Here is a 15,813-nt window from a genome sequence, read left to right on the forward strand (position 1 = left end):
ACGGTATCGGGCTTGTCGGTAGGCGGTGTCGGCGGCGGTATCGGGCAGTGTCGGCCTCGGGGAGGCCCGCGCAGTGACGAGAATCGGACCACGACGTCATCGAGTGCGCGGGTCTTGGGGTCCTGCGTCGCCGGGTAGCCGACACCACAGGGACGCTCGGCACCGCAGACCGCCGCAGAGCCGGGCAGTAAGCACACCGCACCTCGGGCCGGGAGTTTGAATGCCGAACACACCCGTGGACGATCTGGACGTCAGCCTGCAGGCCGTGGGCGACGTCGTCGCCCGTATCCGCTCCGACCAGTGGCAGGGCGTGACGCCGTGCAGCGCGTGGTCGGTGCGCGACGTGACGAACCATCTCGCGCTGGGCAGCAGGCTGTTCGCCGGGCTGCTGACGGGCAGGCCCGGCCATCCGCTCGATCCCGGTTACGCCGACGCGCTCGGTGACGACCCAGCGGGCGCCTACCGCGCGTACGCCACCGACGTCGTCACCGCGTTCCGCAGGCCGGGCGCGCTGGAGCAGGTCATCGAGGCGCCCGTCGGCGCGATCCCCGGCATCGCCGCGGTGCAGCTGCGAACCGTCGAAGACCTGGTGCACGGCTGGGACCTCGCCGTCGCCACCGGCCAGTACGTCGACTACCCCGACGACATCGTCGAGCGCGCCCTCGGCTTCACCCGTGAACAGCTGGCAGGCCTGGGCGGCGGCGACGACGGCCCGTTCGGCCCGGCACAGCCGTATCCCGACGACGCACCGCCGATCGACCGCCTCGTCGCGCTCCTCGGCCGCCGCCCGCCCGGCTGACCCCGGGCAGGGTTACGCCTCGCCCGTGACCGTCAGGCTCACGCCGTCGGCCAGGCGGTACGGCGCAGGCGCCACCAGGTCACCCACGACGCGCCGCAGCCGGGACACCTCGGCCCGCGCCGTCACGGCGTGCCCGTCGTCGCCGAACAGTCCACGCCCGAGCACGGCCGCGTCGACGCCGGCCGGGCCCGCGCGGGCGATCAGCGCCAGAACCTGCGCCTGCCGCCTCGTCAGTCCCGCCGACCACGACCCGTCGCCCCCGTGCACCCGCACCACGGGGTCGCCGGACAGGTCGAGTTCGGCCTGCATCGGGCCGCGTTCCCTGCGCGGGCGCAGCAGCCAGCCCTCGCCCAGTCGTTCCGGGGTGCACAGCCCGAGGCCCGCGACCGCCAACGGCAGTCCCTCGCGCGGCACCGCCACCCGAGGACCGGCCGCGATGCCGGACCGCACCGCGACCCACCCGTCGTCGTCGACGACCAGCAGCGGTTCGCCCACGCCGCCGAGTACGGGTTCGGCGGTGCGGCGCAGCCGTTCCAGCCGCTGTTCGTGCACCCGCCACAACCCCGACTCGGCCAGTCGCACCGACGTCTCCACGAGCGCACCGATCGCCGGATGCAACGTCAGAGCCGGGCCGCTGATGTCCACCACGCCCGCCAGTTCGCCCGTCACCGGCGAATGAACCGGCGCGGCGCAGCAGTACCAGGGGTGCTGCGCGGACTCGAAGTGCTCGGCCGCCAGCAGCTGCACCGGTGCCGCCTCCACGAGCGCGGTGCCGACCGCGTTGGTGCCCACCGTTGCCTCGGTCCAGCGGGCACCCTCGGCGAACCCCAGCGCGTCCGCGTACGCCCGCACCCGGGAGGCACCGTCCCGCCACAGGATCACCCCGTCGGCGTCGGTCACCACCACCAGGAACGGCGACGTCTCCGCGGCCCGGCTCAGCAGCTGCCGCAGCTCACCGATCACCGGCTCCAGTCCCGACCGGCGCCTGCGCAGCTCCAGGTCGGGCAACGGCACCATCGCGCGCGGCGACCCCGACACGTCCAGCCCCAGGTCGAGCATGCGCGACCACGACCGCTCCACCACACCACGCGGGCGGACGGGCGGGCGCGAACCGGTGAGGACCGCCTCGTGCACCCGCTGCATCACCCGCGCGTGCTCGGACAGGTCGGCCGGCAGCTCCGACAACGCCATCTCACCGACCACGACTGCACCTCCCGACGACGCTTCCCGCCGGCCCCGGCGCGTGCAACGCGACGCAACGCTGGCCCGACCGGCAACTCTGCGCGGATCGTGTATCCCACATCACACGATGAACCACGTTGCCGCAAGGGAGGGCCCTCCGATGACGCAGACCCTCGGTTCGCCGCAGACCGACTCGCTGCCGAGCCCGCAGCGCAAGGCCGAGAACTGGCTGACCGGATTCGCCGACGCACTGGCCGCGCGCGACATTCCCCGCGCGGCGAGCATGTTCGCGGCGACCAGTTACTGGCGCGACCTCATCGCGTTCACCTGGAACATCACCACCACGGAGAATCCGGACGGCGTGGCGCGGCGACTCGAGGCCACCCTCGGCGACGTCGACCCTGCGAACTTCGCGCTCGAGGAACCGCCGGAGGAGGCCGACGGCGTCATCACGGCGTGGTTCACCTTCGAGACCGCCATCGGGAGGGGACGCGGCCTGGCCCGGCTCGTCGAGGAGGACCACGAGACGAAGGCGTGGACGTTCCTCACCACGATGTACGAGCTCAAGGGCCACGAGGAGCCGCGGGGCACGCACCGTCCGATGGGCGCCGAGCACGGCATCAACCCCGACCGCATGACGTGGGCCGAGAAGCGGGCCCAGGAAGAGGCCGAGCTCGGCACCACCGTGCAGCCGTACGTGCTGGTCATCGGCGGCGGGCAGGGCGGCATCGCGCTCGGCGCGCGGCTCCGGCAACTCGACGTGCCCGCGTTGGTGATCGACAACCATCCGCGGCCCGGCGACCAGTGGCGCGGCCGGTACAAGTCGCTGTGCCTGCACGACCCGGTCTGGTACGACCACCTGCCGTACCTGAAGTTCCCGGACAACTGGCCGGTGTTCGCGCCGAAGGACAAGATCGCCGACTGGCTCGAGTCGTACGTCAAGATCATGGAGGTGCCCTACTGGGGCTCCACCACGGCGACCTCGGCGAACTACGACCCGGCCACGAAGGAGTGGACGGTCGAGGTCGACCGCGACGGTGAACGCATGACGCTGCACCCGAAGCAGGTCGTGCTCGCCACGGGCATGTCGGGCAAACCGAACGTGCCGCAGCTGCCGGGGCAGGAGGTGTTCCGCGGCGAGCAGCACCACTCCTCGCAGCACCCCGGGCCGGACGCCTACGCGGGCAAGCGCGTCGTCGTGATCGGCAGCAACAACTCCGCGTTCGACATCTGCGGCGCGCTGTGGGAGTACGGCGCCGACGTGACGATGGTGCAGCGCTCGTCCACGCACATCGTGAAGAGCGAGAGCCTGATGGAGATCGGCATGGGCGACCTGTACTCGGAACGGGCGCTGGCCGCGGGCGTGACCACCGAGAAGGCCGACATGATCTTCGCGTCGCTGCCGTACCGGATCATGCACGAGTTCCAGATCCCGCTGTACGAGAAGATGAAGGAGCGCGACGCCGAGTTCTACGAACGGCTCGAACGCGCCGGGTTCTGGCTCGACTTCGGCGAGGACGAGTCCGGCCTGTTCCTCAAGTACCTGCGCCGCGGCTCGGGTTACTACATCGACGTCGGCGCGGCAGATCTCGTCGCGGGCGGCGAGGTCGAACTCGCCCATGGGCAGGTCGAACGGCTCACCGAGGACTCCGTCGTGCTGGCCGACGGCACCGAACTGCCCGCCGACCTCGTCGTGTACGCCACGGGCTACGGATCGATGAACGGCTGGGCCGCCGACCTCATGGGCCAGGAGGTCGCCGACAAGGTCGGCAAGGTGTGGGGCCTCGGCTCGGACACCGCCAAGGACCCCGGCCCGTGGGAGGGCGAGGAGCGCAACATGTGGAAGCCCACGCAGCAGGAGGCCCTGTGGTTCCACGGCGGCAACCTGCACCAGTCCCGGCACTACTCGCTGTACCTGGCGTTGCAGCTCAAGGCCCGGCACGTCGGCATCCCCACGCCCGTGCACGAACTCGCCGAGGTGAACCACCTGAGCTGAAACGACCGGTCACCGGAGAAAAGCCCCGGGGCACCCTGGTTGCGTCCACCGCAGTCAGGGTGCCCCCGGGGGTCGTGGGCGGGCACCGGGTGGCCCCGGGACGAGGGGGCCCGGGGCCACCCGGCGTGCCTGCCCGCACACCACTGCCTCCCTGGCACGCCCGCCGTCGGCCGGATGGTCGATGATGGAGGTGACACCGGCGAGGTGAGGGAGTGAACGTGGTGGCGGCCGAACCGAACGAGCAGCCGGACGACACCGGCCCCGTCGACGTCGAGCGCACGGAGACCGGTGGTGCCGACGAGGCGGCCCCCGGCCGGGACCCCGCAGCCGGTGCGCTCGACCCAGACGCCGAGTCGCCCGACGACCGCATCCGTCGTCGCGTGGGCCGCATCCGGTGGCTCACGCTGTTGAGCGGCGCACTGTCGGTGCTGCTGGCCATGGCGGCCGCGGTGCCGACGACCGACCGGCTGCTGTGGACGTTGCTGATCGTCACGTCGCTGCAGTTCGCGTTCGTCGCGCCCGCGTCGCTGGTGCTGGCCGAGCCGAAACGGTGGGCTCGCACCGTCCTGCTCGTCGCGCTGCCCGTGAGCGCCGTCATGTGGGTCGTCGCGCTGACACAGACGGCCTGGCTGCTGCTGCCGGGCAACATGCTGCTCGTACTCGCCTTCGTGCCGCTGCGCGACGCCGAGATCGGCGACTTCTTCCGCCGCCACGACCGCTCCCTCGCCGACATCCGCGCGGGCCGCTGACAGCCGCCTGCGGAGGACACGCACGGCTTTCACACGGCGGCTACGTCCGTCGCCGCATCATGACCTCACGGCCCCATCCCCGCACCGTGTCGAGCCCGCGCGGCCGCGTTCGCGCTGCTGCACGCCCGGGTTCGCGACGGGTCCGCCCCGGGTGAGGACCTGCGGCGGCCCTGAACTCGGCGCCTGCCAACATGGAACCGGCCGCAGGCGGCCGTTCCCGGCCCGCACGAAGGAGCCGCCGGTTCGCACGACGGAGCCGGCCGGACGAAGGAGAGAGTGTGACGACATCGCCGCAGCGCGCGGGCAAGGCCCCGGCGTGGACCAGCTACGGCATCGACGTGGTGCGCGGCGCGCTGATCGGCACCGCCGAAACGGTTCCCGGGGTCAGCGGCGGCACGGTCGCGCTCGTCACGAAGGTGTACGACACGGCGATCGCCTCGGCGGGACACCTCATCTCCGGCGTCGTCCGCACGGTGTCGGACCTGCCGCGCGGCAAGGGCATGGGACGGGCGGCCGAGGAGTTCCGCTCGGTCGCCTGGCGGACGATCATCCCGCTGCTGGCGGGCATGTTCGCCGCGCTGCTGATCATGGCCAGCCTCATGGAGGTGTGGGTCGAGGAGCACCCGGTGCAGACGCGGGCGCTGTTCTTCGGCATGGTGCTGGCCTCGCTGTGGGTGCCGTACTCGATGTCGAAGACGGCACCGGCGAAGGACTCCTCGGGCGGCCACACGCCGTGGACGTGGAAGGACGGGCTGGCGGCACTCGTCACGGCCGTCGTCGTGTACGTGCTCGTCAGTCTGCCGCCCGGTGACCTCGAAGCCACGGCACCGGTGATCATCCTGTCGGCGGCGGTGGCGATCTGCGCACTGGTGCTGCCCGGCCTGTCCGGCTCGTTCCTGCTGCTCACGATCGGCCTCTACCAGCCGACGCTCAGTGCGGTGAACGATCGCGACCTCGCCTACCTCGGCCTGTTCGCGCTCGGCGCCGTGATCGGCCTCGGGTCGATCGTCAAGGTGCTGCAGTGGCTGCTGGAGCACCGCAAGCGCATCACGCTCGTCGTCCTGACCGGCCTCATGGCGGGCAGCCTCCGCGCACTGTGGCCGTGGCAGACCGACGACCGCGGACTCCTCGCGCCCGGCGACCACCTCGGCATGGCGATCACGCTGGGCCTCGTCGGCTTCGGCGTGGTCGTCGCCGTGATGGTGGTCGAGGCGCGCATGACGCCTAAGCAGGAGACCTCCCCGGCGGCGTGACCGGCTCGTCCGGCCATTCGGTACTGGCCGTCGGTGTCGCGGAACTCGACGGCTGGGTCCGCGCCCGCACCGCGCATTACGACGCGTCGTTCGTGTCGTCCGACCCCGCGTTCGCGCACGCACACATCACGCTGCTCGCGCCGTGGCTGGCCGAACCCACACGGGCCGACCTCGACGTCGTCGCCCGCATCGCCACGGAGACTCCCGCGTTCGACACCGTGCTCGGGCGGATCGAGACGTTCCCGGACGGGCTCATCCACCTGCGCGCCGACCCCGACCGGCCGCTGCGCGTCCTGACCCGCGCCCTCACCGCGGCGTTCCCGTGGTGCCCGCCGTACGGCGGCGAGTTCGGAAACGTGGTGCCGCACCTGACGCTCGACCGCGTGGCCGACGGCATCACGCCGGACACCGTCGCCGCGGACCTGGCCGGCGTGTTGCCGGTGCGGCTCCGCGTCGACCGGATCGACCTGCAGTGGTGGGAGAACGACAATTGCCATGTGCGCGAGTCGTGGAAGTTGCGCTGACCGGCGGGAGGTGACCGGCGTGGGCTATGCCGAGCGACGGGTCGACATCCCGCGTGCCGGCGCGGTGCTCCGACCGGCCGTGGCGGCGGGCCGCACCGGATCCGGGTGACCTGCGACTGGCCGCCTCGCTCGACCGGGCCGCGCGTACGGGAGCGGCGGCGGCACGGCCGTTTCGTACAAGCGACGGCCGGGCACAGGTGCCATCGTCGGTGCATGGGTATCGACCAGGCGCGCACGTTCCTCACGGCGCACGGGCGGCAACTCGACCGGCGACGATTGGATGCGCTCACGGGGGCGGGCGACGGCCACGCGGTCCTCGCCGCGCTGGAGGCGTACCGGAACGCAGACGGCGGTTACGGCTGGGGCATCGAACCGGACCTGCGTGCGCCCGAGAGCCAGCCCGCCGGTGCACTGCACGCGCTGGAGGCGATGGCCGACGCCGAACCCGTGACCACTGCCCGGGCCGTCGAACTGCTGGACTGGCTCACCTCGGTGACCCTGCCCGACGGCGGGTTGCCGTTCGCGCTCCCGGTCGCCGACGCGACCGGCTGCGCACCGTTCTGGACGCAGGCCGACCCGCGGGCGTCGTCGTTGCAGATCACCGCGGCGGTCGCGGCGCAGGCACACCGGCTCGCGGCGTTCGACGCCGACGCGGCCACCCACCCGTGGCTCACGCGCGCCACCGAGTACTGCTTCGCCCGGATCCGCGACCTCGACGAGCGTCCGTTCGCGTACGTCCTGTCGTTCGCGGTGCAGCTGGTCGACGCGGCCGCCGACACCCGCCCCGAGGCTCCGGCACTGCTGGACCACCTGGCGACGTTCGTCCCCGCCGACGGTGCCGTTCCGGTGGAGGGCGGGGCCGAGGGCGAGACGCTGTACCTGTTGGACCTCGCCCCTCGACCGGGACGCCCCGTGCGGAAACTCGTCAGCGAGACGGCCGTTGCCACTGACCTCGACCGTGTCGCACACGGACAACGGGCCGACGGCGGCTGGACCGTCGACTTCGACAGCTACTCCCCCGCCGCGGCGCTCGAATGGCGCGGCTACACGACGGTCGGCAACACCGCGATCCTGCTACGCCACAACCTGTGGTGAGACCAACCTGTGGTGAGACGTGCCTGTGGTGAGACCGGTCTTTGGCGAGCACGGCCTTCGGTGAGAACGACTACGACATGCGCTCAAAACAAAAAATCGGCAAGGAGCCCCATCTCCCTGCCGTGCCCAATTTATAGCACACCCTCCCCCTTGCGGCAAGACCCGGCATCGGGAGCACAATTCTCCGGTCGAAACGGATCGAATCCGCAGGGGGAATTGCAGAAATGAATGATGTCGTACTGGGCTTGACCGAGGTCGGCCTCGAGGACGCCGGCCTCGTCGGGGGAAAGGGAGCCCAGCTGGGGGAACTGTCACGACTCGAGGGAGTCGACGTTCCCGCCGGATTCTGCGTGACCACGAGCGTTTTTCGCCGGGTCCTGGCCACAGCGCCGTCCTTGGACGAGAAGCTCGACCGGATCTCACGACTGGATCCCGGCGACCGCGAAACGATTCGCAGCCTCGCCGAGGAGATCAGGAACGTCATCGAAGGCGTTACCGTTCCCGGCGACGTCGCCGAGGCGGTCACCGCTCGGGTCGACGCCGGCACCGCCTACGCCGTCCGTTCCAGTGCCACGGCCGAAGACCTGCCGACGGCATCGTTCGCGGGCCAGCAGGACACGTATCTGAACGTCGGCGCCGCCGACGTCCTGCACCACGTCCGCAGGTGCTGGGCCTCGCTGTTCACCGAACGTGCCGTGACCTACCGGCTGCGGAACGGATTCGGCCGCCCCAGCGCCGATCCCAGCGCCGACCACGACGGCATCGGCATGGCCGTCGTCGTGCAGCGGATGGCCTCCCCGGACGCGTCGGGAATCATGTTCACCGCCGCGCCCACCACCGGGGATCGGACGATCACCGCCATCGCGGCGAATCTCGGCCTCGGCGAAACCGTTGTGGGCGGAATGGACGACTCCGACTCGTTCATCGTGCGCAGCGGGGAGGTCGTCGACTCGACGATCGTCGGGAAAAGGTCGGCCGTTCGCGCGGCACCGGGCGGCGGAACTGCGGAGGTCGACATCCCGCCGCAGCAGCGGCGCCTGCCGTCACTGACCGACGAGCAGGCCGTGCGACTCGACGAGCTGGGCAGCCGGATCGAGGCGCATTTCGGCAGGCCGCAGGACATCGAGTGGTGCCGCACCGGCGACGAGTTCCTGATCGTCCAAAGCAGACCGATCACGACCGTGTTCCCGATCCCCGAGGCGGCCGACGACCGCAATCGCGTCTACGTCTCGGTCGGTCACCAGCAGATGATGACCGACGCCATGAAGCCGCTCGGACTGTCGGTGTGGCTGCTGACCACGCCCGCACCGATGGTCCACGCGGGCGGCAGGCTGTTCGTCGACGTCACCGAGCGCCTGGCCTCCCCCGCGACGCGCGACGGTCTGCTCGGCGCACTGGGCGGTTCCGACCCGTTGATCGGCGATGCACTCCGCACGGTCGCCGACCGCGACGGGTTCCTCACCCCTCCCGCCGACCCGAGCTCGCAGCCCGCGCCACCACCGTCGACCGCGAGCGCCGCGGAGGCGATCGAACCGGACCCGTCGATCCCGGAGAAGCTGATCGCACGCCACGAGGAATCGCTCGCCGCCACGAAACGGCGGGTACCGGCGGTGTCCGGACCGGAACTGTTCGACGCGATCCTCGAGGATCTGCAGGAACTGAGGCAGATCATGTTCGATCCCGACAGCCACCGGGTGATCATGGCTGTGACGGAGGCGGTGTCCTGGCTGGACGAGCGGCTGCCCGAATGGCTGGGCGAACATGGTCTCACGGACGCACTGACGCAGTCGGCACCGAACAACGTGACCTCGGAGATGGGCCTGGCGCTGCTGGATGTGGCCGACGCGATCCGCCCGCATCCGGAGGCGATCGCCGTCCTGAACGACACCGGCGGCGACGAGTTCCTCGAACGGCTCGCGACCGTACCCGGCGGCGAGGAAGCGCGCCGGGCCATTCGGTCCTATCTGGACAACTACGGCATGCGGTGCGTCGGCGAGATCGACATCACCACGCCGCGGTGGAGCGAACGGCCGTCGGCGCTCGCGCCGGTGATCCTCGGCAACATCGCGGGATTCGAACCGGGAGAGGCACGGCGGCGGTTCGAACACGGCAAGCAGGAGGCGCAGCGGACGAAACGCGACGTGCTCGACCGGCTCCGGGCCCTGCCGGACGGCGACCGCAAGGCCGCGGAGACCGAGCGGATGATCGACGTCCTCCGCACGTTCATCGGCTACCGCGAGTACCCGAAGTACGGCATGGTCTGCCGCTACTTCGTGTACAAGCAGGCGTTGTTGGCCGAAGCCGACCGGCTCGTGACCGCAGGGGCGCTGACCGACCGCGAGGACGTCTTCTTCCTGACGTTCGACGAGTTCCGCGAGCTCGCCCGCACGCGGCGGGCCGACCACGACGTCATCGCCCGGCGTAAGACGGAGTTCGAGGCGTATCGGACGCTGACGCCGCCGCGGGTGCTCACCTCGGACGGCGAGGCCGTGGAGGGGTCGTACCGACGCGAGGACCTGCCCGAGCGTGCGATGGCGGGGTTGCCGGTGTCGCGGGGCACGGTCGAGGGACGCGCCCGGGTCGTACTGGACCTGGCCGACGCCGATCTGCAGGAGGGCGACATCCTCGTCACCGCCTACACCGATCCGAGCTGGTCACCGCTGTTCGTGTCGGCGGCAGGCCTGGTGACGGAGGTCGGCGGCCAGCTGACGCACGGCGCCGTGATCGCCCGCGAGTACGGTCTGCCCGCGGTCGTGGGTGTGGAATACGCGACGCGGCTGCTCGTCGACGGCGCGCGTATCCGCGTCGACGGCACCCACGGCTACGTCGAAGTCCTCGACTAGACCGGCGCCTCGGCCGGTCCGCGTCACCGCGGCAGGACGTCGGAGTCGAGCCAGGCGGTGAAGAACCGGTCCAGTGAGCGGCCCGCATGCCGGGCCGCCAGTGCGGTGAACTCGGCGGTCGTCACGGTCGAGTGCCGGTGGGTGCTCGTCCAGTCGCGCAGCAGTGCGAAGAACGTGTCGTCGCCGAGTTCACCGCGCAACGCGTGCAGCGTGAGCGCGCCGCCCTTGTAGACGCGCTCCGAGAACATCTCCGAGATGCCGGGGTCGGCGATACGCGGTCCGCTCCCCTGCTGCGCCGGGGCTCCGCGCCACCGGCGGGCCAGCGTGTCGGCGGATTCGCCGCCGGAGCTCTCGGACCAGAGCCACTCGGCGTACGTGGCGAAGCCCTCGTTGAGCCAGATGTGCCGCCAGTCGGCGACCGTGAGGCTGTTGCCGAACCACTGGTGCGCGAACTCGTGCACGACGAGTCGTTCGTGGGTGCGCCGCCCGTCGACGTGCCCGGCTCCGAACACGGCCATGCCCTGGGCTTCGATGGGGTCGTCGAGTTCGTCGTCGGTGACCACGACCGCGTAGTCGCCGAACGGGTACGGGCCGAACCACCCTTCGAGGGCGGTGCGCATGTCCGGCTGCCTGCCGAAGTCGACGAGCGCGTTCTCGCGCAGCCGCGTGGGGACGAACAGCCGGGCGCCGCCGAGGTCGACGTCGTCGTAGTATCCGATTTGGACGCTCACGAGGTACGGTGCCGTCGGTTCGGCCCGTTCGAACACCCACCTGACCGTGCTCGCCGATCTGCGCCGGTCGACGAGACCGCCCGTGGCGACGACGGTGTACGGCGCGGGGACCTTCAACGCGAGGCGGTAGGTCGCCTTGTCCGCCGGGTGGTCGTTGCACGGGAACCACGTCGGCGCGCCGATCGGCTGGCTCGCCACGAGTGCGCCCTCGGTGAGCTCGTCCCAGCCGACGTCGCCCCACTCCGGTGACGACAGCGGCTCCGGGTTTCCCGCGTAGCGCACCTCGACCGTGAACTCCGCGCCCTCGGCGATCGACCGCGCGGGTTTGACCCGCAGCTTGTGACCGCGGTGCGTGTACCGGGCGTTCGTGCCCGACACCTGTACGCGGCTCAGCTTGTAGTCGGTGAAGTCGAGCGTGAACGCCGACAGCGGCTGCGTGGCGACGGCGGTGATGCGGGCGGTGCCGGACAGCCGGTTGGCGACGGGGCGGTACTCGAGGTCGAGGTCGTAGTGACGTACCCGGTAGCCGCCGTTGCCGTGGGCGGGCAGGTAGGAGTCGCCGGAGCGGTCGGCTCCGGGTTCGGGCTGCGCCGTCACGTGTGCCCCCACCCGGTTTCGTCACCCGACCGGCGCTCCTCGCCCCACGCCGCGATCGGATTGCCCTGCCAACGGGAGTCGGCGGGCACTGTGTCGCCTCGCGTGACGAGCGATCCGGGGCCCACGGTCGTACGGTCGCCGATGCCGCCGCCGGGCAGCACGATGCCGTGCGGGCCGAGCGTCGCGCCCTCGCCGAACTCGACGGTGTCCATGCTCATGACCCGATCATGGAACAGGTGTGTCTGGACGACGCACCCGCGATTCACCGTGGCGCCGTCACCGATGCGGATGAGGTCCGACTCGGGCAGCCAGTACGTCTCGACCCACGTTCCCCTGCCGATCCGCGCGCCCATCGTGCGCAGCCACGCGGGCAGCAGCGGCGTTCCTCCGACGCCGCCGACGAACCACGGCACGGCGAGCGTCTCGACGAACGCGTCCGCCAGCTCGGCGCGCCACACGAAAGCACTCCACAGTGGACGTTCGGTCGCCCGGAACCGGCCGACCAGCGACCACTTCGCCACGGTCGAGACGGCCGCGGCCGCGACGCCCGCGACGAGCAGCACGACCCCAGAGGACAGTGCGGCCACCCACAGGCCGTACGCCGACCACACGGCCAGCAGCGCGGCGACGACCAGCACCGACAGCGCCACCGAGCACATCACCGGAACGACCCGGCACAGTTCGACGGCCGCGCGCGCCGCCTTGAGCCTGCGCGGCGGGTCGAACGTGCGGCTGGTGTCCCCGCTCTCGACGGCGCGGCGCAACGGCATCGGCGGCATGCCGAGCCAGGACGAGCCCTTCTTCGCCTTCTTCGGGGTCGAGGAGAGCACGCCGACGAGCCCCCGTTTGGGAACGGACCGGCCGGGCGCGGTGATGCCCGAGTTGCCGAGGAACGCCTGCTTGCCGATGCGCGCGGGCGCGACGTGCAGCCAGCCGTTCCCGAGTTCGTACGCGGCGACCATGGTGTCGTCGGCGAGGAACGCGCCGTCGGCGATCTTGGTCATCTTCGGCACCGCGAGCACGGTCGAGGCCTCGACTCCGCTGCCGACCTTCGCGCCGAGCAGCCTCAGCCACACGGGTGTCAGCAGGCTGGCGTACAGCGGGAACAGTGCGGAGCGCGCGGCGTCCATGAGCCGCTCCGTGGCCCACACCTGCCACGCGAGCCTGCTGTGCACGGGGTGGAAACCCTCGCGCAGGCCGATGCCGAGGGCGCGCACGCCCACCAGCACGAGCGCGGCGTACGTGCCCAGGTATGAGAGGGCCGCGACGGGTGTCAGCGCGAGCATCGGGCCGAGCGCCGCGGCGAGTCCGGACGCCGACGCGGCCGCCGAGCCGAGGACCGCGACCGCGGGCAACGCCGCGGCGGCGGGCAGCATGCCGAGCACGAACGAGGCGACGTCGTAAGCCAGCGACCAGCGCCGCTTCCGGGGTGCCGAATTCGAGGGCCAGCGCAACGCGCCCTTCGGATCGCCGGTCGCGGGCGAACCGGCCCAGCGCCTGCCCGCGGGCACGGCGCCGCGCACCGTCGCACCGGCGGCCACCTCGGCGCCCTTGCCGATGCGCGCGCCGGGGAACAACGTGCTCCGCGCAGCCACGCGCGCGCCTGCGCCGATGCGGATCTTGCCGATGTGGACGAGGTCGCCCTCGACCCAGTGACCGGACAGGTCGGTCTCGGGTTCGACGGCGGCTCCGCGGCCCAGTTTGAGCATCCCGGTGACGGGCGGCGGGGCGTGCAGATCGACGTCCGCGCCGATCTTGGCGCCGAGCAGGCGTGCGTAGTGGGTCATCCACGATGCACCGGCGACCTCGGTGGCACCCGTGACGTCGGCGAGCCGTTCGGCCGTCCACAACCGCAGGTGTACCCGGCCGCCGCGCGGGTACCGACCGGGCCGCAGGCCGCGAAGCAGCAGCCGGGCGCCCGCCGCAGACACCGCGATGCGGCCCGCGGGGCTGAACAGCACGAGCCACGCCGCGGCGAGCGCCCACCACGGCACCGTGGGGGCCCACGCGACTCCCGCGAACACGCCGAGGGCCGTCGACAGCGCGGCCGCGATGGTCGTCCACCGGAGTCCGACGACCGTCAGCAGCGGCAGCAGCACGAGGCTCTGCACCAGGCCGGTCGACGCGGGCACCGGCGAGACCCGGCGGCGACGGGTGGGCGTGCCGTCGAGGCCGTCGAGCTTCTCGGCCAGGTCGCCGAGCCGGGGATGGGTGTACACGTCGCTGACCGACACCTCGGGATACCGGGTGCGGACGCGCGAGACGAGTTGCGCCGCGGTGAGGCTGCCGCCGCCGCAGGTGAAGAAGTCCGCCTTCGCGTCGCCGACGCTCACGCCGAGAATCGAGGCCCACTCCTCGGCCAGCCACTGTTCGGTCTCAGACAGGCCGTCGTCGGCGCCGGCCACCGAGCCGGCGGGCAGCGGCCACGGCAGCGCTGCGCGGTCGACCTTGCCGGAGGTGCGCACCGGCAGGTCGTCGACCACGGCGAGCAGCGGCACCAGCGCGGCGGGCAACTGTTCCCGCAGGCGTGCGACGGCGGCGTCGGTGTCGAATCCGCTCGCCTCGCCGTCGGCCGGCAACACGTAGCCGACGAGGACCTGGTTGCCCGCGTCCGTCCTGCGCACGGCGGCCGCGGCGCCCGCGACACCGGGCAGCGACTGCAACGCGCCGTCCACCTCCCCGAGTTCGATGCGCCTGCCACCGAGTTTGACCTGCTCGTCGGCCCTGCCGAGGAAGACGAGCCCCTCGGGATCGGCGCGCACCAGGTCGCCGCTGCGGTAGGCGCGTTCCCAGCCGAGCGACGGCAGTGGGGCGAACTTCTCGGCGTCCTTGCCCTCGTCGAGGTAGCGCGCGAGGCCGACGCCGCCGATCACGAGTTCGCCGGTGGAGCCCATCGGCACGGGTTCGCCGTCGTCGCCGACCACGGCGAGCTGCCAGCCGTGCAGCGGCAGCCCGATGCGCACCTGGCCCTCGGCGGACAGCTGCGACCCGCAGGCGACGACGGTGGCCTCGGTCGGCCCGTAGGTGTTCCACGCCTCCCGTCCTTCGACGGCGACGCGTGCCGCCAGTTCGGGCGGGCACGCCTCCCCGCCGAAGATGAGCAGCCGGATGTCCTCCAGCGCTTCGGCCGGCCACAGCGCGGCGAGCGTCGGCACGGTGGACACGGCGGAGATGCGGCGTTCGAGCAGCCACGGCCCGAGGTCGACGCCGGTGCGCACGAGGTCACGCGGCGCCGGAACGAGGCAGGCGCCGTGCCGCCACGCGAGCCACATCTCCTCGCAGGAGGCGTCGAACGCCACCGACAGGCCCGCCAGCACGCGGTCGCCGGGCCCGAGCGGTTCGTCGGTGAGGAACAGCTGCGCCTCGGCGTCGACGAACGCCGCCGCGCTGCCGTGGCTGACGGCGACACCCTTGGGCTTGCCGGTCGACCCGGACGTGAAGATGATCCACGCGTCGTCGTCCGGCGATGGCGTGCCGTGCATGCCCCGCGGCTCGCCGACCCGCTCGACCGCACCGCCGTCCCGCAGGACCACGCTCACCTCGGCCTCGCCGAACACGAGCTCGGCACGTTCCTGCGGGTCGTCGATGTCGACCGGGACGTAGGCGGCGCCGGCCGCGAGCGTGCCCAGGATCGCCACGTACAGCTCGGCCGTGCCCGAGGAGATGCGGATGCCGACGCGGTCACCGACGCCGACACCTTCGGCGGCCAGCTTCGCCCGCACGGTGTCGATCTCCGCGGCGAGGCCGCGGTAGGTCAGGACGGTGGAGCCGTCGTCGACGGCGGGTGCGTCCTTGTGCCGCGCGATGGTGTCGTCGAGGACGTCGAGCAGGGTCCGGATCGTCGGCGCGGGCCCGGTGCGGAACACGGCCCGGGCGGCGGGATCGGGGGCGGGCGTCGGTCCGGCAGGTCTGTCGATCGCGATCGTCACAAGCCCTCACAGGCGCTATCCGGGCCAGCTCCGGGTGAGACGGCCGAGAACGACCGATCAGCATACCCAGCATGAACAGCAGGTATCGGAGCGGTGTAGACAGGATCACACGACC

The 15,813-nt window shown here is 71.8% G+C and carries 10 protein-coding genes; 7 read left to right on the forward strand and 3 right to left on the reverse strand.

The genetic code is table 11. The annotated features are described in order from the left end of the window. The first annotated feature begins 220 nt into the window (after window positions 1–220). On the forward strand, window positions 221–799 hold the full coding sequence (locus FHS23_RS03050; RefSeq protein WP_183647373.1) for a TIGR03086 family metal-binding protein: 579 nt from the start codon (window positions 221–223) through the stop codon (window positions 797–799). A 12-nt stretch (window positions 800–811) separates the two neighbouring features. On the opposite strand, the gene FHS23_RS03055 is transcribed toward FHS23_RS03050, so the two are convergent. Next, window positions 812–2,002: a sigma-54-dependent transcriptional regulator family protein gene (locus FHS23_RS03055; RefSeq protein WP_343053603.1), complete on the reverse strand. Its 1,191-nt coding sequence runs from the start codon at window positions 2,000–2,002 to the stop codon at window positions 812–814. Window positions 2,003–2,141: 139 nt separating this feature from the next. Here FHS23_RS03055 and FHS23_RS03060 point away from each other — a divergent pair, with 139 nt between their 5' ends. From FHS23_RS03060 to rph, 6 genes are all read left to right on the forward strand, one after another. Then, window positions 2,142–3,977 (forward strand): flavin-containing monooxygenase, encoded by a 1,836-nt coding sequence (locus FHS23_RS03060; RefSeq protein ID WP_183647376.1) that lies wholly within the window; start codon window positions 2,142–2,144, stop codon window positions 3,975–3,977. Window positions 3,978–4,189: 212 nt separating this feature from the next. After that, complete coding sequence (locus tag FHS23_RS03065) at window positions 4,190–4,726, forward strand: hypothetical protein (protein ID WP_183647379.1); 537 nt, start codon at window positions 4,190–4,192, stop codon at window positions 4,724–4,726. 278 nt (window positions 4,727–5,004) lie between these two features. After that, entirely contained in the window at window positions 5,005–5,979 is a 975-nt protein-coding gene (locus FHS23_RS03070) for a DUF368 domain-containing protein (RefSeq protein ID WP_343053604.1), read from the forward strand. Next, on the forward strand, window positions 5,976–6,503 hold the full coding sequence (locus FHS23_RS03075; RefSeq protein ID WP_183647385.1) for a 2'-5' RNA ligase family protein: 528 nt from the start codon (window positions 5,976–5,978) through the stop codon (window positions 6,501–6,503). Before FHS23_RS03070 ends, FHS23_RS03075 begins: the two co-directional genes overlap by 4 nt. Before the next feature lie 213 nt (window positions 6,504–6,716). Next, window positions 6,717–7,598 (forward strand): hypothetical protein, encoded by an 882-nt coding sequence (locus FHS23_RS03080; RefSeq protein WP_183647389.1) that lies wholly within the window; start codon window positions 6,717–6,719, stop codon window positions 7,596–7,598. Window positions 7,599–7,822: 224 nt separating this feature from the next. Further along, window positions 7,823–10,441: a rifamycin-inactivating phosphotransferase gene (gene rph, locus FHS23_RS03085; protein WP_183647392.1), complete on the forward strand. Its 2,619-nt coding sequence runs from the start codon at window positions 7,823–7,825 to the stop codon at window positions 10,439–10,441. A gap of 23 nt (window positions 10,442–10,464) precedes the next feature. On the opposite strand, the gene FHS23_RS03090 is transcribed toward rph, so the two are convergent. Continuing rightward, on the reverse strand, window positions 10,465–11,781 hold the full coding sequence (locus FHS23_RS03090) for a M1 family metallopeptidase (protein ID WP_183647395.1): 1,317 nt from the start codon (window positions 11,779–11,781) through the stop codon (window positions 10,465–10,467). Beyond that, a complete protein-coding gene (locus FHS23_RS03095) occupies window positions 11,766–15,698 on the reverse strand; it encodes a Pls/PosA family non-ribosomal peptide synthetase (RefSeq protein ID WP_183647397.1) in 3,933 nt (1,310 codons plus the stop codon). The genes FHS23_RS03090 and FHS23_RS03095 overlap by 16 nt, the downstream gene beginning before the upstream one ends. Window positions 15,699–15,813: the final 115 nt, after the last annotated feature.

This window comes from Prauserella isguenensis, from assembly GCF_014191605.1.
GTDB lineage: Bacteria > Actinomycetota > Actinomycetes > Mycobacteriales > Pseudonocardiaceae > Prauserella > Prauserella isguenensis.

What these genes read in the sequence shown, in the direction of transcription:
- FHS23_RS03050 (WP_183647373.1), top strand. Translation starts at nt 221, where the DNA reads ATGCCGAACACACCCGTGGACGATCTGGACGTCAGCCTGCAGGCCGTG.
- FHS23_RS03060 (WP_183647376.1), top strand. Translation starts at nt 2,142, where the DNA reads ATGACGCAGACCCTCGGTTCGCCGCAGACCGACTCGCTGCCGAGCCCG.
- FHS23_RS03080 (WP_183647389.1), top strand. Translation starts at nt 6,717, where the DNA reads ATGGGTATCGACCAGGCGCGCACGTTCCTCACGGCGCACGGGCGGCAA.
- rph (WP_183647392.1), top strand. Translation starts at nt 7,823, where the DNA reads ATGAATGATGTCGTACTGGGCTTGACCGAGGTCGGCCTCGAGGACGCC.